The 21,362-nt window shown below is 43.0% G+C and carries 15 protein-coding genes, 2 tRNA genes and 3 rRNA genes; 13 read left to right on the top strand and 7 right to left on the bottom strand.

The window, feature by feature from the left end; all coding sequences use genetic code 11:
• Window positions 1-33: 33 nt before the first annotated feature.
• Window positions 34-1,110 carry a ketoacyl-ACP synthase III gene (locus EGC80_RS18820; RefSeq protein ID WP_101032071.1) on the bottom strand — a complete coding sequence of 359 codons (1,077 nt, stop codon included), beginning with the start codon at window positions 1,108-1,110 and terminating at the stop codon, window positions 34-36.
• 124 nt (window positions 1,111-1,234) lie between these two features.
• A complete protein-coding gene (locus EGC80_RS18815) occupies window positions 1,235-1,909 on the bottom strand; it encodes a GntR family transcriptional regulator (protein WP_101034690.1) in 675 nt (224 codons plus the stop codon).
• Between the two features lie 202 nt (window positions 1,910-2,111).
• Here EGC80_RS18815 and gmhB point away from each other — a divergent pair, with 202 nt between their 5' ends.
• The 6 genes from gmhB (at window position 2,112) to rrf (ending at window position 8,992) form a co-directional block, all read left to right on the top strand.
• Window positions 2,112-2,672: a D-glycero-beta-D-manno-heptose 1,7-bisphosphate 7-phosphatase gene (gmhB, locus tag EGC80_RS18810; RefSeq protein ID WP_124011745.1), complete on the top strand. Its 561-nt coding sequence runs from the start codon at window positions 2,112-2,114 to the stop codon at window positions 2,670-2,672.
• A 769-nt stretch (window positions 2,673-3,441) separates the two neighbouring features.
• Window positions 3,442-4,984: ribosomal RNA gene (locus tag EGC80_RS18805) — 16S ribosomal RNA — on the top strand.
• A 218-nt stretch (window positions 4,985-5,202) separates the two neighbouring features.
• Window positions 5,203-5,279 (top strand) — tRNA-Ile (locus EGC80_RS18800).
• 137 nt (window positions 5,280-5,416) lie between these two features.
• Window positions 5,417-5,492: transfer RNA gene (locus tag EGC80_RS18795), tRNA-Ala, on the top strand.
• A 352-nt stretch (window positions 5,493-5,844) separates the two neighbouring features.
• Window positions 5,845-8,748: ribosomal RNA gene (locus EGC80_RS18790) — 23S ribosomal RNA — on the top strand.
• 128 nt (window positions 8,749-8,876) lie between these two features.
• A 5S ribosomal RNA gene (rrf, locus tag EGC80_RS18785) occupies window positions 8,877-8,992 on the top strand.
• Together the 16S, 23S and 5S rRNA genes with 2 tRNA genes alongside form the textbook arrangement of a ribosomal RNA operon.
• Before the next feature lie 670 nt (window positions 8,993-9,662).
• Here rrf and EGC80_RS18780 read toward each other — a convergent pair.
• Window positions 9,663-9,893, bottom strand: a complete 231-nt coding sequence (locus EGC80_RS18780; RefSeq protein WP_101032051.1) for a hypothetical protein — start codon at window positions 9,891-9,893, stop codon at window positions 9,663-9,665.
• A 374-nt stretch (window positions 9,894-10,267) separates the two neighbouring features.
• Here EGC80_RS18780 and EGC80_RS18775 point away from each other — a divergent pair, with 374 nt between their 5' ends.
• Window positions 10,268-10,714, top strand: a complete 447-nt coding sequence (locus EGC80_RS18775; RefSeq protein ID WP_124011744.1) for an Hsp20 family protein — start codon at window positions 10,268-10,270, stop codon at window positions 10,712-10,714.
• Window positions 10,715-10,855: 141 nt separating this feature from the next.
• Here EGC80_RS18775 and soxR read toward each other — a convergent pair whose 3' ends face one another.
• Complete coding sequence (gene soxR / locus EGC80_RS18770) at window positions 10,856-11,299, bottom strand: redox-sensitive transcriptional activator SoxR (protein ID WP_101032049.1); 444 nt, start codon at window positions 11,297-11,299, stop codon at window positions 10,856-10,858.
• 97 nt (window positions 11,300-11,396) lie between these two features.
• On the opposite strand from soxR, the gene EGC80_RS18765 reads away from it, so the two are divergent.
• The gene (locus tag EGC80_RS18765) at window positions 11,397-11,822 is read left to right on the top strand and encodes a VOC family protein (protein ID WP_164839497.1); all 426 of its coding nucleotides are present in this window, start codon (window positions 11,397-11,399) and stop codon (window positions 11,820-11,822) included.
• Between the two features lie 103 nt (window positions 11,823-11,925).
• Here EGC80_RS18765 and pepE read toward each other — a convergent pair whose 3' ends face one another.
• Window positions 11,926-12,633 carry a dipeptidase PepE gene (gene pepE, locus EGC80_RS18760; RefSeq protein ID WP_124011743.1) on the bottom strand — a complete coding sequence of 236 codons (708 nt, stop codon included), beginning with the start codon at window positions 12,631-12,633 and terminating at the stop codon, window positions 11,926-11,928.
• 266 nt (window positions 12,634-12,899) lie between these two features.
• On the opposite strand from pepE, the gene htpX reads away from it, so the two are divergent.
• Window positions 12,900-13,763 (top strand): protease HtpX, encoded by an 864-nt coding sequence (gene htpX / locus EGC80_RS18755; RefSeq protein WP_101032046.1) that lies wholly within the window; start codon window positions 12,900-12,902, stop codon window positions 13,761-13,763.
• Window positions 13,764-14,057: 294 nt separating this feature from the next.
• Entirely contained in the window at window positions 14,058-16,577 is a 2,520-nt protein-coding gene (locus EGC80_RS18750) for a sensor domain-containing protein (protein WP_124011742.1), read from the top strand.
• Between the two features lie 67 nt (window positions 16,578-16,644).
• On the opposite strand, the gene EGC80_RS18745 is transcribed toward EGC80_RS18750, so the two are convergent.
• Both EGC80_RS18745 and EGC80_RS18740 read right to left on the bottom strand, forming a co-directional pair.
• Entirely contained in the window at window positions 16,645-17,007 is a 363-nt protein-coding gene (locus tag EGC80_RS18745; RefSeq protein WP_233768546.1) for a hypothetical protein, read from the bottom strand.
• A gap of 64 nt (window positions 17,008-17,071) precedes the next feature.
• A complete protein-coding gene (locus EGC80_RS18740) occupies window positions 17,072-17,335 on the bottom strand; it encodes a hypothetical protein (protein ID WP_101032043.1) in 264 nt (87 codons plus the stop codon).
• Between the two features lie 136 nt (window positions 17,336-17,471).
• Between EGC80_RS18740 and EGC80_RS18735 the strand changes: the two genes are divergently transcribed.
• The 3 genes from EGC80_RS18735 (at window position 17,472) to EGC80_RS18725 (ending at window position 21,320) form a co-directional block, all read left to right on the top strand.
• Window positions 17,472-18,977: an ATP-binding protein gene (locus EGC80_RS18735; protein WP_164839496.1), complete on the top strand. Its 1,506-nt coding sequence runs from the start codon at window positions 17,472-17,474 to the stop codon at window positions 18,975-18,977.
• The gene (locus tag EGC80_RS18730) at window positions 18,974-19,678 is read left to right on the top strand and encodes a response regulator (protein WP_124011740.1); all 705 of its coding nucleotides are present in this window, start codon (window positions 18,974-18,976) and stop codon (window positions 19,676-19,678) included. The genes EGC80_RS18735 and EGC80_RS18730 overlap by 4 nt, the downstream gene beginning before the upstream one ends.
• A 769-nt stretch (window positions 19,679-20,447) precedes the next feature.
• The gene (locus tag EGC80_RS18725; protein ID WP_124011739.1) at window positions 20,448-21,320 is read left to right on the top strand and encodes a 6-carboxytetrahydropterin synthase; all 873 of its coding nucleotides are present in this window, start codon (window positions 20,448-20,450) and stop codon (window positions 21,318-21,320) included.
• Window positions 21,321-21,362 lie beyond the last annotated feature (42 nt).

The raw sequence follows: 21,362 nt of genomic DNA, 5'->3' as shown, positions 1-21,362 counted from the left end.
AATAAGCTGGTTTTTTTAAGCTATGCGATAAGGTTACTTTTCAGCTTTTGTGAAAAAATAATCCACAGCAGGTTGGATTAGTTCCAATGCGGTTTTATCACAGTCAGGTAGTTTAGCATCGCTAATTGTAATAGGGGTTGTTCTTTCTCCCCACTTTAGTAGCATAGCTGCCGAGGTTAATCCGGCCCCAAACGCACATGACAAAATTGTTTGATTGGCTTCAATTCTCCCTTGAGACAACGCATCACAGATGGCAATCGGGATTGTAGCTGCTGAAGTATTACCGTAATCAGCAATGTTGATGAAAGCTTTTTCTTTAGGGATTTTCATCCGGCTCACTAAGGTATCAATGATTCGTTCATTGGCTTGGTGTGGTATGACAAAATCAACATCATTGATATCAATACCACATTTTTCCAAGACTTTATTACTGAGATTACCCATGCCATGAATAGCTCGTTTAAACACCTCTTGACCGTTAATGTGGATATAAAAGTCTAATGAGTCATTATCAAATCTGTCCATTTGGGTGCCAAAACTGGATTTTAAAATGTCGCGACCTTCAGGATCGTTATTTAACTCATAACCTAATACACCACCGGGTTGATCACTGGCTTCAAGTACCACAGCACCAGCACCGTCACCAAAGAGCACCGCTGTTTCACGACGAGACCAATCTAGGTAAAAAGATAAACGTTCAGCGCCAATAATAAGAATTTTTTTACTTTGACCGCTTTTGATCATTGAACTGGCTAACCCAACGCCATACAAAAAACCACTGCAAGCAGCGTTAATGTCAAATGCACCACATGTAGCGCCAATATCGGCCTGTACCGTTGATGCAATATTGGGGATCAAGGTATCAGGGCTGGCGGTAGCTAAAATAATTAAATCTAATTCACTGCCATCAATCCCAGCAGCAGCAAGAGCATGCTTAGCCGCAACAGATGCCATTTCAGAAGTATTAACGTGACTAATGTTACGCTTACTGATCCCAGTGCGTGTTTTAATCCATTCATCCGTTGTGTCCATGAACGTGGCTAAATCTTCATTGGTTAATGTTGCGGGTGGAACAGACTTACCCCAACCGGTAATGTGTGCATAATGCATAAGAAATTCTCTCAATACGTTTCAATAGTTAATTAAAATTATTTACAATATCAATAGCTTGATATTAATTTTTTGATACTAAGTTGTGATGCTAAATGCTCATGGCTAAGATTTATTATTATTTTTATGACTTAATTTTTTGTTCTACCAGTTTCGTTATCAACGCTGAGGCATGCAAGATATGCTCACGCAATAAAATAGTTGCCTTCTCTATGTCTCGATCCTTACACAATTCGAGTAACACTCTATGCTCTCTTTCTGCAATAGGGATCCCGCCAGTAAACAACAACTGTAAACGAATATAGCGATCACAATTGGTGTTTAACCCGTTAACCACTTCCATTGTATGAGGGCGATTAGCGGCTTGATATAAACGAGTATGGAACCGAGTATTAAGCTCACTCCAACTGGCCACTGACTCTTTGAGTTTAAATGCTAATTCAAGTTGAGCGAGAACGACTTCAGCTTCACCAAGATCATCGTCAGTTAAGTTAGGAATGGCCTTAGCCAATAAATCTGATTCGATCATAGCGCGTAATTCAAATAATTCAGTGACTTGTTCAACAGATAAAAGAGTTGCTGTGGCTCCTTTATGCGGTTCGAAATTGATCAGGCCTTCAGCTTCTAATTGTACTAACGCTTCTCGTACAGGAATGCGACTTACGTTTAATTGATCTGCAATCGCAGACTGCCTAAGGGGTTCCCCTCCTTGTATATCACCAGAAAGGATCCGTTCTCTGAGCACTTCAACAACAAGTTGCGTGCGGGTTTTATGAATAATAGGAGTTATATTGCTCATGTACTCTAATAGTTTATCACTAAATTCTTCGAGCAAGAGTAACGCTTAGGCGCCGTTTTATAAAGTTAAACCTCTGCAATTATGAAAATCAAGGCTATAAAAGTCGCTAAATAAACAAATTTACAAAAATATGCAGATTGACTAGCACCCAATTCATCTCAATGGGATAATCACAACAGTATAGAGTTTAAGGAGTGTTAGGTTGAATAAAGCAGTATTTCTCGATCGCGATGGCGTGATCAATAAAGACAATGGTTATGTTCATATTGTGGATGATTTTGAATATATCGATGGTGTGTTTGAGGCATGCTTAGCGTTAAAGCAAATGGGTTACCTATTAGTAGTCGTCACTAACCAATCTGGTATTGCTCGTGGCATGTACAGTGAAGACGATTTCCATGATTTAACTGAATGGATGGATTGGAACTTTGCCGATAAAGGTGTCGAACTTGATGGTATCTATTATTGCCCGCATCATCCAGAAAAAGGCCTAGGCGAATATAAGCAAGATTGTGATTGCCGAAAACCTAAGCCGGGTATGCTGGTAGATGCAGCGCAGTTTTTAAAAATAGATTTAAGCCAGTCTGTCATGGTAGGTGATAAAGCCGATGACATTCGGGCCGCAAGAGCGGCTGGCATTAAGACTGCCATTTTGGTTCGTTCAGGTAAAGTAGTAGACGAAGCCGGAGTTGAACTTGCCAGTGCCGTGGTTGACAGTATCGCTGACGTTCCGAGTCTGCTAAGTCAATTACTCGCAAAATAATAGAATCGCGAATTCAAAGCTATCATTTCAACTGTTCATATATAAGCTTTCACCCACTTATATATGAACAGAGATTTTCAGTGTAACCATTTACTTCGTTTTAGACTTTATCTTCCTTTATATACTAGTCAGCTTATTTTTGTTGCTAACAAACCCCTAAGCCAAATAAAGGTATGTCATCCATTAACGCGAAATCGTTGGTACTACTAAAAGTCGCTACGGAGTTAACATCAAATTAACGTCGTTTCAGTAATTTTTTGCTCTAAACAAGCTAAATTACCCACTTAAACCACCATAAGCCGCATAATAAGCCTTATATAGGTAAGAAAAATAAATTTAATGTTCGCTGTAGCGAGGCTTTTTTGGTTATAAAGTCAGCAAAAACATCAATAAATATGACTTTAAGTTTAAATAGTGTGCAGTTGGGTCGTAATAGTCATAAAAACCGTAGAAAGCCCTTGCGCTATAAAAAGTTTTCCCTATAATACACCCCACTGACACGGAACGCAGCGTCTTACGCTAGTTACCAGGTCCGCTCTTTAACAATTTATCAAGTAATCTGTGTGGACATTCACAGGTATTGAGTTATTCGAAATTATTTAAAACAGTTTACTGTTTTTGATAATCAAAAAATTTCAACTCAATGCAACGATGAATGTTCATAGTAATATGTACAAAGACTTAAGCAACTTCGGTTGGTTAAGCAATCAGAATTCATTGAGCCGAAAGCTTCGTTCTTACTTGTAAGAGTGGGGTTTTCAAAAAACTTTAATTGAAGAGTTTGATCATGGCTCAGATTGAACGCTGGCGGCAGGCCTAACACATGCAAGTCGAGCGGTAACACAAGGGAGCTTGCTTCTGAGGTGACGAGCGGCGGACGGGTGAGTAATGCCTAGGGATCTGCCCAGTCGAGGGGGATAACAGTTGGAAACGACTGCTAATACCGCATACGCCCTACGGGGGAAAGGAGGGGACCTTCGGGCCTTCCGCGACAGGATGAACCTAGGTGGGATTAGCTAGTTGGTGAGGTAATGGCTCACCAAGGCGACGATCCCTAGCTGTTCTGAGAGGATGATCAGCCACACTGGGACTGAGACACGGCCCAGACTCCTACGGGAGGCAGCAGTGGGGAATATTGCACAATGGGGGAAACCCTGATGCAGCCATGCCGCGTGTGTGAAGAAGGCCTTCGGGTTGTAAAGCACTTTCAGTAGGGAGGAAAGGTAGCGTGTTAATAGCCCGTTACTGTGACGTTACCTACAGAAGAAGGACCGGCTAACTCCGTGCCAGCAGCCGCGGTAATACGGAGGGTCCGAGCGTTAATCGGAATTACTGGGCGTAAAGCGTGCGCAGGCGGTTTGTTAAGCCAGATGTGAAATCCCCGGGCTCAACCTGGGAATTGCATTTGGAACTGGCGAACTAGAGTCTTGTAGAGGGGGGTAGAATTCCAGGTGTAGCGGTGAAATGCGTAGATATCTGGAGGAATACCGGTGGCGAAGGCGGCCCCCTGGACAAAGACTGACGCTCATGCACGAAAGCGTGGGGAGCAAACAGGATTAGATACCCTGGTAGTCCACGCCGTAAACGATGTCTACTCGGAGTTTGGTGACTTAGTCACTGGGCTCCCAAGCTAACGCATTAAGTAGACCGCCTGGGGAGTACGGCCGCAAGGTTAAAACTCAAATGAATTGACGGGGGCCCGCACAAGCGGTGGAGCATGTGGTTTAATTCGATGCAACGCGAAGAACCTTACCTACTCTTGACATCCACAGAAGAGACCAGAGATGGACTTGTGCCTTCGGGAACTGTGAGACAGGTGCTGCATGGCTGTCGTCAGCTCGTGTTGTGAAATGTTGGGTTAAGTCCCGCAACGAGCGCAACCCCTATCCTTATTTGCCAGCGCGTAATGGCGGGAACTCTAGGGAGACTGCCGGTGATAAACCGGAGGAAGGTGGGGACGACGTCAAGTCATCATGGCCCTTACGAGTAGGGCTACACACGTGCTACAATGGCAAGTACAGAGGGTTGCAAAGCCGCGAGGTGGAGCTAATCTCACAAAGCTTGTCGTAGTCCGGATCGGAGTCTGCAACTCGACTCCGTGAAGTCGGAATCGCTAGTAATCGTGGATCAGAATGCCACGGTGAATACGTTCCCGGGCCTTGTACACACCGCCCGTCACACCATGGGAGTGGGCTGCAAAAGAAGTGGGTAGTTTAACCTTCGGGAGAACGCTCACCACTTTGTGGTTCATGACTGGGGTGAAGTCGTAACAAGGTAGCCCTAGGGGAACCTGGGGCTGGATCACCTCCTTACCTATACGACTAACTCAATACCTAAAAGTGCAGCAATGCATGTGAGTGTTCACACAGATTACTTGATAGAAAGAAAGAGAAAGATATCGAAAGGTATTTTTGAGGATTTTGATTCTTAATCAAGGCACTTGATGAGTTTTGCAGGGAGTGTGCTTTTAGCACATGACTGAGAAACGAAGAAAGTAACGCTGAGTAAGGATTAAAAGACCAAAAAGAATGGGTCTGTAGCTCAGCTGGTTAGAGCGCACCCCTGATAAGGGTGAGGTCGGTGGTTCAAGTCCACTCTGACCCACCAAATCTTCATTTTATCTGCGCTAATTAAATACTCGTTTAGTGAACTAAACGTCGCATTGAATTAACTTGCTAAAATTCGATTTGGCTTCGCCAATCTTATGATTGGATACTTGGTATTTATCTCAACTGCATGTAAATGGGGCTATAGCTCAGCTGGGAGAGCGCCTGCCTTGCACGCAGGAGGTCTGCGGTTCGATCCCGCATAGCTCCACCATTTACACTTATCATGATGATAAACATATGCATAGGTTAGAGATGCCAAAGATAAATGAAACTTTATCTTTGGCTTTTTTAAGCCCGCTCTTTAACAATTTGGAAAGCTGATAGTACTAACTAAAGGCGCATAGATGATGATTCGTTGTCGTTTGTGTGATTACGTTAGTGCGAAAAATAATACTGATGCGAAAGCATTAGTATCTTGAGTTCTCAACACACTGTTTAAGTGTCTTGAATATTCTAAAAAACTAAGGCGAGTCCACTTCCTACCCGGAGGTGAGACAAGTAAAAACCAGCTGGTCATGATATGACTCAGAGGTTCACGCAAGTGAAACTCATTTGGGTTGTATGGTTAAGTGACCAAGCGTATACGGTGGATGCCTTGGCAGTCAGAGGCGATGAAGGACGTAATAACTTGCGAAAAGCGTTGGCGAGCTAGTAATAAGCATTTGAGCTAACGATATCCGAATGGGGAAACCCGGCCACATAAGTGGTCATCATAACGTGAATACATAGCGTTATGAGGCGAACCTGGGGAACTGAAACATCTAAGTACCCAGAGGAAAAGAAATCAACCGAGATTCCCCTAGTAGCGGCGAGCGAACGGGGATTAGCCCTTAAGTCTATGGGGTGTTAGTGGAATGTGTTGGAAAGCACAGCGGCACAGGGTGATAGCCCCGTACATGAAAACTAACCGTAGATGAAAACGAGTAAGGCGGGACACGTGACATCCTGTTTGAATATGGGGGGACCATCCTCCAAGGCTAAATACTCCTGACTGACCGATAGTGAACCAGTACCGTGAGGGAAAGGCGAAAAGAACCCCTGTGAGGGGAGTGAAATAGAACCTGAAACCGTGTACGTACAAGCAGTGGGAGCGGTTCTTGAGACCGTGACTGCGTACCTTTTGTATAATGGGTCAGCGACTTACATTTTGTAGCGAGGTTAAGCGAATAGCGGAGCCGTAGGGAAACCGAGTGTTAACTGCGCGTTTAGTTGCAAGGTGTAGACCCGAAACCGAGTGATCTAGCCATGGGCAGGTTGAAGGTTGAGTAACATCAACTGGAGGACCGAACCGACTTATGTTGAAAAATGAGCGGATGACTTGTGGCTGGGGGTGAAAGGCCAATCAAACTCGGAGATATCTGGTTCTCCTCGAAAGCTATTTAGGTAGCGCCTCGAGCGAATACCATTGGGGGTAGAGCACTGTTAAGGCTAGGGGGTCATCCCGACTTACCAACCCTTTGCAAACTCCGAATACCAATGAGTACTACTCGGGAGACAGACAGCGGGTGCTAACGTCCGTTGTCAAAAGGGAAACAACCCAGACCGTCAGCTAAGGTCCCAAAGTGTATGTTAAGTGGGAAACGATGTGGGAAGGCTCAGACAGCTAGGATGTTGGCTTAGAAGCAGCCATCATTTAAAGAAAGCGTAATAGCTCACTAGTCGAGTCGGCCTGCGCGGAAGATTTAACGGGGCTAAACATACCACCGAAGCTACGGGTGCATTTCATTAGAAGTGCGCGGTAGAGGAGCGTTCTGTAAGCGGTTGAAGGTGAAGGGGTAACCCACACTGGACGTATCAGAAGTGCGAATGCTGACATGAGTAACGATAAAGGGAGTGAAAAACTCCCTCGCCGAAAGACCAAGGGTTCCTGTCCAACGTTAATCGGGGCAGGGTGAGTCGACCCCTAAGGTGAGGCCGAAAGGCGTAATCGATGGGAAACAGATTAATATTTCTGTACCTTCACTAACTGCGATGGAGAGACGGAGAAGGCTAGGCTAGCGCGGCGTTGGTAGTCCGCGTTTAAGGTGGTAGGTTGTATTCTTAGGCAAATCCGGGAATACGCATTTAATTGCAAGACTGAGGACTGATGACGAGTCACTAAGGTGATGAAGTAGTTGATGCCATACTTCCAGGAAAATCTTCTAAGCTTCAGGTTAGTGGGGATCGTACCCCAAACCGACACAGGTGGTCGGGTAGAGAATACCAAGGCGCTTGAGAGAACTCGGCTGAAGGAACTAGGCAAAATGGTACCGTAACTTCGGGAGAAGGTACGCTGCCGACGGTGATAGGACTTGCTCCTTAAGCTGTTGGCAGTCGCAGATACCAGGTGGCTGCAACTGTTTATCAAAAACACAGTACTGTGCAAAATCGCAAGATGACGTATACGGTATGACGCCTGCCCGGTGCCGGAAGGTTAATTGATTGGGTTATCTTCGGAGAAGCTCATGATCGAAGCCCCGGTAAACGGCGGCCGTAACTATAACGGTCCTAAGGTAGCGAAATTCCTTGTCGGGTAAGTTCCGACCTGCACGAATGGCGTAATGATGGCCACGCTGTCTCCAGCCGAGACTCAGTGAAGTTGAAATTGCGGTGAAGATGCCGTATACCCGCGGCTAGACGGAAAGACCCCGTGAACCTTTACTATAGCTTGGCACTGAACATTGAACCTACATGTGTAGGATAGGTGGGAGACTTTGAAGCTTGGACGCTAGTCTGAGTGGAGTCAATCTTGAAATACCACCCTTGTAGTTTTGATGTTCTAACCGCGGCCCCTAATCGGGGTTCGGGACAGTGCCTGGTGGGTAGTTTGACTGGGGCGGTCTCCTCCCAAAGAGTAACGGAGGAGCACGAAGGTTGGCTAAGTACGGTCGGACATCGTACGGTTAGTGCAATGGCATAAGCCAGCTTAACTGCGAGACATACACGTCGAGCAGGTACGAAAGTAGGTCATAGTGATCCGGTGGTTCTGAATGGAAGGGCCATCGCTCAACGGATAAAAGGTACTCCGGGGATAACAGGCTGATACCGCCCAAGAGTTCATATCGACGGCGGTGTTTGGCACCTCGATGTCGGCTCATCACATCCTGGGGCTGAAGTCGGTCCCAAGGGTATGGCTGTTCGCCATTTAAAGTGGTACGCGAGCTGGGTTCAGAACGTCGTGAGACAGTTCGGTCCCTATCTGCCGTGGGCGTTGGATGATTGAAGGGAGCTGCTCCTAGTACGAGAGGACCGGAGTGGACGAACCGCTGGTGTTCGGGTTGTCATGCCAATGGCATTGCCCGGTAGCTACGTTCGGGATCGATAACCGCTGAAAGCATCTAAGCGGGAAGCGAGCCCTAAGATGAGTCATCCCTAGAGCTTTAAGCTCTCTAAAGGGCCGTAGGAGACTACTACGTTGATAGGCAAGGTGTGTAAGCGTTGTGAGGCGTTGAGCTAACTTGTACTAATGACCCGTGAGGCTTAACCATACAACCCAGATGGGTTTTACTGACCTTAGTGTTAGAATAGAGCGCTTAAACAGTGTTTTGTAGACTCAAAAAAATCAGCTTTCCGAATTATTATTTACGGCCTTAAAGGCGGTAGATATGCAAATTTGTCTGGAAACCATAGCATTGTGGCACCACCTGATCCCATTCCGAACTCAGAAGTGAAACGCAATCGCGCCGATGGTAGTTTGGGGTCTCCCCATGCGAGAGTAGGTCATTTCCAGGCGCCTAATTTACTCGAAAGAGTAGTGAAACAGCCCGCTATTATATAGCGGGCTTTTTTACGTCTGCATTTTAACAGCTTCGCTGCAATTTATGGTTTAGAGTTTGTTATTGGCAAAACATGACAGCAGTTTGTCGAATATGCCCATGCGTCCCCTTCGGGGATAAAAGAGTAGGTCATTTCCAGGCGCCTAATTTACTCGAAAGAGTAGTGAAACAGCCCGCTATTATATAGCGGGCTTTTTTACGTCTGCAATTTAACAGCTTCGCTGCAATTTATGGTTTAGAGTTTGTTATTGGCAAAACATGACAGCAGTTTGTCGAATATGCCCATGCGTCCCCTTCGGGGATAAAAGAGTAGGTCATTTCCAGGCGCCTAATTTACTCGAAAGAGTAGTGAAACAGCCCGCTATTACATAGTGGGCTTTTTTACGTCTGCGATTTGAGATGTTAATGATATATCTGCTGTTAACGTGCGCTGACTCAGCAAAATATGATCGCAGTGTATCTGAGATTTTGACCAAGTGGCCATTGGTCGCTATAACCACCGATTTTCGCTGAGATAAAGGATTTTGGAACTGGTTTGACTTTCCCCGTGCTCAAGACAGTAAAGCCATCCACTGCGGTGGCTTTATGCTTTGAATATTAGTTGTACTTAACAGTACTCAATCACCTTATGCGTTATTAATTTTTTGTTTTAAGTCGTATGCATCTTCGGTAACAACCCTTTCAAGTACTTCAATGCGTTGGCGTAGGGAGCTTATTTCATCATGCAATGCTTTATTATTAGTTGCTTGTTCTGTTGTCGCACGTACTTGGCGTTCTCTAAGTTTCATTATACTAACAATAAAGCTGCCTAAAATAGCCAAGATTGGGATCAGTAATGCCATTGTTGCTGGGTTCATAAAATGTCCTTATTTGTTTTTATTCGTTGCCCATTATTGTGACAACTTAGGCCAAAATTACCAGTAACAAAAGTCATCACTGTGGAATTAATATCACGGAATTGTTTATCTCATTAATTTAACTCTATATGAGTTACTGATTCTAATTAGTATTTATAAGTAATCGCTATTAATAAGTGATTTATTTACTTGAAGCACTTGATATCATACAGGCGGTCCATATATCTAACTCTGTAGCAGGAATGATTAACGAAATGCTCGATAGAGGTTTCAGTAAACTTGCTAGCACAGTGCCGTAAGGGCTGTGAAAACTGTACGCCACTGACATAGACAGTGGTTATTTTTTACATATTGCTTTAGACAAGGGTATGAACATGCGTAATTTTAATCTTTCTCCAGATTTAACTCCTCTTTACCGAAGTGCGATTGGCTTTGACCGTTTAGCACAACTTGCTGAACACGCTGCAGCGAATAATGCCAACTGTGGTTATCCTCCTTATAATATTGAGCTTTTAGGTGAAAATAGTTACCGAATTACCATGGCCGTTGCAGGTTTTTCGATGCCAGAATTAGATATCATGAGTGAAGGCGAAAAACTGATAGTAAAAGGCAATAAGACAGCCAAAAGTGATGATCGCAAATATTTGCATCAAGGTATCGCTGAGCGAGGCTTTGAGCGCAGCTTCCAATTAGCTGATCATGTTCGCGTAGTGGGTGCGGAATTAGAACATGGTTTGTTAAATATTGATTTAGTTCGTGAGATTCCAGAAGCAATGAAACCACGTAAAATTGATATTGTTTCAACCAACTCCCTTGGTTAGGCCAATATTGTTAGGCTGATATGATTGGTGGGCTAAGTGTTAACTGCCACTTAACCTACATTGTTAACCTTGTAGTTTATCTCCCCCCCCCTATTTAGCGTTTTTGCTTACGCCTAGTTTTTAAACTAGGCTTTTTTGTGCTTAATTTTTATTTAACAGCACCGGACCTGGACCTTGCTCGACTAGAATATCTTCTGGGTTATACAGTGGACAGTGTTTCATCGATAAACAACCGCAGCCGATACAAGCTTCTAATGAGTCTTTCAACTTTTGCATCTTAGCAATCCGCTGAGTTAGCGTCTTTTTCCAGGCATTTGATAAATCGGCCCAATCTTCTTTAGTGGCGGTTCTACCATTAGGGAGACTGGTAAAGGCGAGGTGTATTTCATCTAACGAGATCCCTAATTGCTGCGCAGCTTTGATGAGCGAAATCCGCCTGATAACTTCTCGTGCATAACGGCGTTGATTACCTTGGTTTCGCCAACTGCTGATAAGACCTTTTTGCTCGTAAAAATGAATCGCCGAGATGTTGATCCCGCAGCGTTTTGCAACTTGGCCCACACTTAATTCTGTTTCTACTGACATTAGCACTCCAAATTTTTTATCATTTTGGCAAATCTAATCCTTTACCTCAAGTTAACTTGAGGTATTAAGCTGTGCTGTATCAATAATAAGGAGATAAGTGATGAGATTAGAACATTTAAATTTAGTGGTGCATGACTTAGATGAAACATTAGTATTTTATCAGGCGGCATTTCCCCATTGGCGGGTTCGTGGTGGCGGAGAGTCGATTTGGCATGGCACACCACGGAAATGGCTTCACTTTGGCGATGATTTTCATTATTTATCATTTAATGATTCTGGTACGGGTGAGGTGCGCGACCTTAAAAGCAATGCATTGGGCTTAGCTCATTTTGCTTATGCAGTGGATAACATTGATGCGTTAGTGGCAAGATTAGCACTGGTGGGTTTTGAAGTAGCCATTATGGGTGGACATGACCCTTTTTACAAAAGCCGTTACTTTATTGATCCGAATGGATTTGAAGTAGAATTTGTTGAATACTCAACGGATATACCCAGTGAGCGAAATCAGTACGATAGTGAGTAGCCGATATACTGCACCATTGGGCTTATTAGAGTAAGCCCAATAATTTAGGTTAAAGCCGATTGCAACAAGCTAAAATCCGATATTCTTATTAACAATACGCTGATTAAAGGAAGTGTGATAAGTCACTGTTAACGGCTATCTCAACTTCTTGTTGCTTGCCATGGAATAAGTAAGCTACTTCATCGCCAATCAGTTGCAATGTCTCCCCTCTACGCCACAATGCACTGCCTTCCTGAATAGCTATCACCGACGTTAATGGGTCTACCATCGTAAACTCTAATAGCCGTTGTGCGCGTGTTTCACCATTGTGCCCCGGCATTTGGTAATTGGTGTAATGCGGATTTAATTGAAACGGAAGAATGCCTAAGGCTGTAAAAGAGGGAGGCTCAGTAATTGGCATATCATTAGTGGTACGAATGCTAGCACCGGTAATGTTTGAACCTGCGCTCCAACCAACATACGGCATGCCATTTTCTACTTGTTCACGGATTAAATGCACCAAGTCATAACGATACAGTTCGTTGAGCAATTGGAATGTATTTCCGCCACCAACCAAAATACCCGCTGCATTTTTAATCGCTTGTTTGGGATCGGAAAATTGATGAATGCTAGTAATGATAATGGGCAGTGGTTCAAGCGCAGTTTGTACTTTAATTAAATAGTCATCGTAACTTACACTGACGCCAGCATAGGGAATAAACAGCCATTGCTGCCCAGGTTGAGTTAATGGGCGGATGAGTTCGAGAGTATGGGTTAAATAAGCTGAATCACCGACACGTGAAGCACTCAACATTAGTGCATTAATGGTCATAAAATGTCCTTTGGTATTTTGTTTTTGATAGTTTATCAAAAATTAATCATTACCGACAATTAGTTGGTTTTTGTCGTTTTTATTCAGTTTGGTTTAATAATATCTGCCTAAAATCTGCTCGCTAGAGATTCAAGAGTATGATTAATCCGCCTATATAAGAAGGATAAATATTTTTTAATATAACTAAGCTTGAATTTTAGATTTATTGACATATTATGTCTTTAGTAACAACTGAAAATCGGCACTTTCGCCATACAGGAGCTTAAATGAAGCGTATATTTTTGTTGATCGCAACCAACTTTGCCATCTTACTGGTTGCCTCAATTGTAATGTCTATTCTTGGTGTTAATACCTCAACGATGGGTGGACTGTTAGTATTTGCTGCCATTTTTGGTTTTGGTGGTGCGTTTATCAGTTTAGCTATTTCAAAATGGATGGCGAAGAAAACCATGGGTTGTGAAGTTATTACTCAACCACGTGACAGTATGGAACGTTGGTTAGTTGAAACGGTTGCACGCCAAGCTGAAAAATCTGGAATTAAGATGCCTGAAGTGGCAATTTACCAGTCACCAGAGATGAACGCATTTGCAACGGGTCCAAGTAAAAATAACGCCTTAGTTGCTGTGAGTTCTGGTTTGCTTTATGGCATGACCCAAGACGAAATTGAAGGCGTTCTCGCTCATGAAGTGAGCCACGTGGCCAACGGTGACATGGTGACCTTAACCTTAATTCAAGGTGTGGTGAATACTTTTGTTATTTTTGCAGCACGTGTCGTTGCTGGCATTATTAATAATTTTGTTTCCAGTAATGACGAAGAAGGTCAAGGCCTAGGTATGTTCGCCTACATGGCTGTAGTATTTGTACTTGATATGCTATTCGGTATTTTGGCATCGATTATCGTAGCTTACTTTTCACGTATTCGTGAGTTTAAGGCTGATGAAGGCGCCGCGCGTTTAGCAGGCAAAAATAAAATGATTGCCGCATTAGAACGTTTACGTCAAGGGCCTGAATCTGGCGCTATGCCAGCACAAATGTCAGCCTTTGGTATCAATGGCAAACGTTCAATGGCTGAGTTATTGATGAGCCATCCGCCATTAGAAAAGCGCATTGCTGCTTTAAAAAATAGCTAGCATTCAGGAGTTTACCGTCGCACTGACGGTAACGAATCCCACAAAGGAGTCTTTTGGCTCCTTTTTTGTTTTTGTGTAATATTATGATTGAATCTGAGTTGTTAATCAGGTAATTATAGTGTCCTTATAGTATTAATCGCTCGAATCGATTGCATTGGTTGTTTAATTACAGCTAATAAGGCCGATTCTGATATAATCTGACTTGGCACTAATGCTAATAAGAATACTCATAATAGTACCCATAAGATTTGGCTTATCAAAGCTTACTCAATAAGCACTATTCAGGAAGGTGGTATGCTGAAAAAAGCTATTTCTCCAGCGCAATTAAGAGAATGGCAGCTAGAAATAAATGATATTTCTGCCGAGTTTCGTCTTACAATCATGTTTTACCATGTCAATTCTGATAACAGTATTGAAGCTATTTGTACAAGTCAAAATATTGATGAAATGACTCAGCGACAACATAACGCTAGCGTGTTACAACATCTTAAAGCAACACCCCCTAATAGCGTAAAAGAAGTAGGCCAACACACTAGTGTTTATCATCAGCTTATTCGTTCACCTCAAGGTCATATCATCGGTGTGATCAGCTTTAGTGCCAATAACATCGAACCGACTCAGGCGACTTTATTTCAACCTTTATCTGCGATGCAAGCGCGCATAGCGGATATGTTAACTAATGCCATTCGCTATTATATAAGCTCCTTAACCGTTGATTTAAATATCACAGAGTCAGTGTCCCCAGGTGTTGATTTACAGTCTTTTATTGATGCTTTTGATGAACATGTTTGGGTTAAGGATGCTAGCGGGCAATATGTTGCCTGTAATAAAAGTGTTGAACGAGCTTGGCGAAAATCTAAAGAACAAATTGTCGGTAAAACTGACGTTGATCTTTTTGACCAACGCACCGCCGAAGAATTTATTGAGGGCGATAAATTAGCCATTAATAACGGCGCAACGGTAGTGGTTTCTGAATGCGAAGAATTCGACATTAATTTTAACAAAGTGTGGCTCGAAACCATCAAGGCTCCGATCCTTAATGCCCAAGGCCATTTGGTCGGTGTCATCGGCATGACTCGTAATATAGCCAAACATAAAGAGGCAGAAGAACAGTTAACGTTAGCTGCAAACGTGTTTCAAAATGCGGTCGAGGGAGTCGTTATAACTGACCGTGATGGTAATATTACTGAAATTAACCAAGCGTTTACTGATATCACCGGTTATAGCCGTGAAGAGGTAATAGGTCAAAACCCTAGAATACTCAGTTCGGGACGTCACCCAAAAAGCTTCTTTGAACGTTTGTGGAATACCTTGCTTGTTCAAGGTAAATGGCATGGTGAAATTTGGAATCGTCGTAAATATGGGGCTATTTTTCCGCAAGCTATTACCATCAGTGCGGTATTTGATAAACAAAATATCATTCAGTATTACGTTGCAGTGTTTGCCGATATTTCAGCACAGAAACAAAATGAAGAAAAACTCAAAAACTTAGCTTATTTTGACCCCCTGACACAATTGCCTAATCGGATGCAATTTATGTCACTGCTAGAGCAAGAGGTTAATCACTCTCACAGGGCCAAAAAACAGTTGGCTATTGTGTTTTTAGATATCGATTTTTTTAAGCACATTAATGACAGTTTAGGTCATGTTATTGGCGATGAAGTTTTAGTTGAATTGGCCAATCGTTTATCTTATGCATTATCTGATTTTGACGCATTAGCACGCTTAAGTGGCGATGAGTTTGTGGTTATGTTGCCTAGCATCACGGGCACTGATTCTGTTACTTCTTCGGTAGACCGTATTCGAAGTGTGTTTGAACAGCCATTTATTCTCGATAATTCCCAATCTGTACGTCTTACTGCCAGTATGGGGGTGGCGATATATCCAAGTGATGGTGATGATCATGACAGCTTATTGCGTAATGCTGATGCAGCAATGCACCGTGCAAAATTAGATGGGCGAAACAATTATGCCTTTTATACTGAGTCAATGACCAAACAGGCTGTGGCGCAATTAAAACTGCAAACAGCATTGCACCAAGCGCTGGTGAATGAAGATTTTTATTTAGTTTATCAGCCGAAGTTGAAACTGTCTGATCTGACACCCAGTGGCTTTGAAGCGCTAATTCGTTGGCATGACCCTGTCTTTGGCAATATTTCTCCGGCAGAGTTTATTCCATTAGCTGAGAAGATTGGCTTGATTTGGGATATTGGTTTATGGGTATTAAAGGCAGCCTGCCTGCAAGGGGTTGAATGGCTAACTCAAGGTAAAATGTTTGAGCGTATTTCAGTTAATGTGGCTAGCTTACAGCTGCAAAGAAATGATTTTGTCGATAAAGTGCGCTCCATTTTATTAGAAACCGGATTACCTGCCAAACATTTGGAATTAGAAGTAACCGAGTCTTGTATGATGATCGATCCCGATGCGATTATTCATGATTTGAAATTATTAGGTGCTATGGGAATTGCCTTGAGCATCGATGACTTTGGTACCGGTTATTCTTCACTCAATTATCTGAAAAAGTTACCGATTGATACGTTGAAAATCGATCAGTCGTTTGTGCGTGATATCCCTCATGATGCTAATAACACCGTCATTGCAAAGGCTGTTATTGCACTTGGGCATGCACTGAATTTGCAGATTATTGCTGAAGGAGTCGAAACCGTCGATCAAGCAGATTTTCTGCGGCTCAATGGCTGTGATTTTGCTCAAGGATATTTGTACAGCAAACCGCAATTGCCACAAGATCTTAACGAGTTTTTACCTATGATCCGTAACAGCATTAACCTGCCCACTGAAATTAACTTAAAGTAAATAAAATAGCAGCTTACACAATATGTAAGCTGCTTTTATATCACCATTACGACTTTTTAGTACTGTATTAAGCGTAAATATCTACGTTCACAGAGGTTGAATTACTGTTAGCCGTTTCGGTGTTATCACCATTATAAATACTGCTCAACGCCTCAAAGAAAATACTGCCGATGTCCTCGTCAGATAAGCCTTCTGTAAGTGGTTTTAATTCATCCAACATAGACTTCAACGACTCTTGTTGCTCGTCGGTCAATGATGACAACATGTCAGTTGTTAATTGCTGTTGATCATCAGACAAGGTCGACACCGCTGTATCTAACCCAGGCGGTACACCGCCTTTTGGTGGTGGCGGACCATCAGGACGCGGAGGTCTTTGGGTGTTCTCGGCCGATGTCATTTGCATCGAATTGTTACCACTAGTCACTTGCATATTTACTCCTTAAGCATTGATTATTAATTATTTTAGGCAAGAATACCCCTTAACCACACGAGTGTTATTTGCGTTGTTTTGGCGGTTGTTTCATATCGTCAGGACCATTGGCGGGTACAGCGACAAGCTCGCCATCGATAATTTGACAGCTTGCTTCAAGGGTGTCGCCACGGGGGGTGTCAAAACTAACCTGATCATTTTCAGCACTGTTAGCACACGCTTCAACAGCTTCTTTAGGTGGTTTTCTATCATGTGGGTTAGCATTAGCACCGACAGATACTAATAACATAAAGCTAAGTAGACCAATACTGATTGGCTTAAGAGTCATGGTGACACTCCTTGGTTAGGTAACTCATGGCAATATAACCTAACAATGTGGAGTAATTGTGCAGAATTGGAGGAGATTTTTATCAGTTATTTATCGCGACTAGTTTGTGCGTATATAGCTGGTTATAATGTCTTTTATGAAAATATCTCAAAAGCTTTTCTTAGCCTTCGTTGGCCTTACCAGTATTGTACTTATCGCCACGTTATCATTAGCGAGGTGGAGTTTTGACCAAGGTTTTTTAGACTACATCAACGGATTAGAACAAGAGCGTTTACAGTATTTATCGAATGAACTATTGGCACTTTATGCGGCTAATCCGGTATCACAAACTGATCCATCAGTAATGACAGAGCAACAATCTACACGAGTGTGGAAGTCTATTAATCAAAAAGCATTAACACAAGCCATTGCGCTTCATGCGCCACGTCCACAAAAATATCGTCCAGACGGCAGCGCAATGCCCCCCCCAAAACCGATTGGTGATAATCCTCCTCTGGGACCGGGATCACAATTAGGTCCTCCTAGACGACGGCCTCCGTTTGCTTCACCACCTTCTGGTCCACCGACAGGGTTATATTCAGCAGCGCAACAATTTATCGTCGGCGCCGACATTGACCATGCGGACGTTCTCATTAGCTTACCGCTAATATTTGATGATCAGGTCGTCGGTTATTTATACAGCAGCCCTATTAGAGACATTGAATCTTCTTCGGCTACGGCATTTTCTCAGCAACAACGCTGGACCAGTATGGGAATTGGTTTATTGTGTTTACTGCTTGCGAGTGCGATTGCTTGGTGGTTATCTCGTTTTCTGCTTATTCCGGTAAAGCAAGTTATGCTGGGCGTGTCATATTTATCTCAGGGTAATTATGATCAACGTTTATCGCCTCAGCGCACCGATGAATTAGGCCAACTAATGGCCAATATTGATCATCTGGCGCTGACATTATCTAAAAATCGTAGTGCCAAAAATCGTTGGTTAGCGGACATTTCGCACGAATTGCGTACCCCTTTGAGTATTTTATGCGGTGAAATTGATGCGATTAAAGCGGGGATCAGAACATTTAATCACATTCAGTTAATCTCACTTGAACAAGAAGTGCTGCGTATGAAGCACTTAGTCGATGATTTGTATGAACTATCTTTATCTGATGTTGGTGGATTACGTTATCATTTCCAGCGGGTGAACGTCAGTGAATCACTACACAGCACGCTTAATAGTATGGCTACCAGCCTACAAGATAAAGGCCTAACGCTACAAAGTAAGCTCCAGCCTGAGGTGTATTTATCTGCCGATATGCTTCGTCTTGAACAGCTATTTATTAATTTATTAATGAATTCTATGGCTTACACAGACAGTCCAGGGGTAATTGATGTGCGATTATCACAACAAAATAAAACGATGAGATTAACTATTAATGACACCAAGCCCAGTGCCAGCATTGAAGAGTGTGAACACCTGTTTGAGCCATTATATCGCCAAGACAGTGCCCGCACACGCCGTGGTAGTGGTGCAGGTCTTGGTTTAACCATCTGTAAGAATATTGTCGAAGCGCATGATGGCACCATTAAGGCCATCCCATCACCACAGGGTGGACTTTGTATTGAAGTACTATTACCTATGCACAGGGAATCATTATGAGTGGACATGTTCATCAACAACCATTAACCATATTAGTGGTGGAGGACGAGCCTAAAATAGCGCAGATTTTAGTTGACTTTTTAGCCCTTGAAGGTTTTAACACCTTGGTACAACACGATGGTCGTGAAGTGATTGAAACGGTTAAGTCTCAACAAATTGACTTTATGATTTTAGATCTGATGTTGCCCTATAAAGACGGTTTAACCATTTGCCGTGAGTTGAGGCAATTTTCAATGCTGCCAGTATTAATGTTAACGGCGCGGGTAGATGAAATTGACCGCTTAATGGGCTTAGATATTGGAGCAGACGATTATGTGTGTAAACCATTTTCGGCTAGGGAAGTCGTCGCTCGGGTCAAAACGATTTTAAGACGAGTTGAAAATACCCATGGCAGTCAAAGTGAACAGATTATTCGTTATAAATATCTGCAGATCAACATCGAACGTTTTAAATGTCAGGTCGACCAACAAGAGATTGAATTAACACCGGTTGAATTTAGATTACTGCACACTTTGCTAAAAAGACCCGGTGTAGTGCACTCTCGCGACAGCCTAATGCAAGTTTGCTATGTTGACGATCGTATTGTCAGCTCGCGTACCATAGATAGTCATGTCAAAAATCTACGACATAAGTTGGCCCAAGCTAGTCAACAAAAAGAACTATTACATTCAATTTATGGGGTAGGCTATAAGGTGGAATGAGCTGGTAAATAATACCAGCGCATGTGGCTGGCTCGAGGCATGCAGAGCGTGTGGTAAGTCCGTTTGGCTATGATGAATATAGCTTGTTAGCTGCTCACCTTATTGATAAACGGCCTGGTATTGTCGACATAAAACGCCCTCAATCTGCCCCGTTTTTTCGAACATCTCTATCCGCCATGCCCATAGCGGTGGGCTTTGACAAGCAACAGTGGTATGCCTTCACTTATGACGCTTAGTTTACTGGTGCTATTTATGTTGGTCCGTTAAGAGCTATCATCACTTGGTACTATCTGTGCGCTACAACGCCTTATTCATCAGTTATCTCGGTTTAGCAAATGCTTAACTGAGATCATTAACGCTCCACTTTCCGCTTCTTCGGTAGTCATCTGGTTATTAAATATTATTGAGTCGACTTACTTTTATTTATTATATCTACAAGGATATTTGCTCGCTCATCGCTTCGCTTTTGTTTGACATGGCATTGAAATAATTCGCGGTATCAATGTGGTATCAATGCGGTCTCATTTTGATCTCATTTGGGTCTCATTTTGACATCGAACACACTGACGAGACATTGATTTAGACGATCGGCAGTAGAGCATCGGTATTTAACTATCGGTATTTAACTATTGGTATTAGCGCAATTGGTTGTAGACTAAGAGTTGATAGTCGGACCAAGGTGGATCAGGTAAGATAGTGCTTCCACTGGCATGTGCTATTTGGAATACATTTATACTGAGGTGGACTGTTTTTCTGCCTAGGAGCATTAATGCAACTGTTTGTAAAAGATTTAACTGTTATTGATTTTTCTTATCTTTGCCCCATTCGCGGCATGGTAGGTGAAAGCTGGATTGTCGATGTGCTATTAGATGGCGGCTTAGATGAGCAAAATATGGTGCTCGACTTTGCCAAAGTCAAGCGTACCATCAAAAACACCATCGATGATGTTGCCGATCATCGTTTGTTAATCCCTACTGCTTGCAGCGAAGTGCGCTGGCAGCAAAAGGGCGACCGAGTATGGATGGACTTTAGCAGCCAAAAAGGTGATATCCACCTGGCGTGTCCATCACAAGCTTTTGCACTGATCCCAACCGAAGTTATCGACTATGAAAGTGTTAATGACTTTTTGAAAAAAGCCTTACGTGAAGTGTTGCCTGAAAATGTCCAAGGTATCAGCCTGACATTACGCCACGAAGCACTTGATACACCGTTTTATCATTACAGTCATGGTCTACGTAAACATGACGGTAATTGTCAGCGTATTGCTCATGGTCATCGGAGCCCGGTAACGGTATTTGAAAATGGCATCGCGACACCTAAATGGGACCACTATTGGGCTGAACGTTGGCAAGATATTTACCTTGGCACCGAAGAAGACTTAGTGTCTATCAAAACACTTCATTTGTCTAAGCAAACGAAAGTCAGCGACGAAACGCATTTTGGTTTTCACTATGTTGCCCCTCAAGGTGATTTTCAATTAGCGATACCTAAGCATTGTTGTGACTTAATTCCCCATGACACCACCGTCGAGTTATTGGCTGAATACATGGCTAAAACATTGTCGAGTAAAGAGCCCGAAAGTCATTTTAAAGTCATCGCTTTCGAAGGTATTGGCAAAGGAGCCATTGCAGTAAGAGGTTAATCAAGTATTATTAATGGGCTGCCATACGGTAGCCCTTTTTTT

The organism is Shewanella psychromarinicola (assembly GCF_003855155.1).
In the GTDB taxonomy this organism is placed as follows: Bacteria; Pseudomonadota; Gammaproteobacteria; order Enterobacterales; family Shewanellaceae; genus Shewanella; species Shewanella psychromarinicola.
Note: the sequence above shows the minus strand (reverse complement) of the source record. Positions and strands in the feature narration are given on the sequence as shown.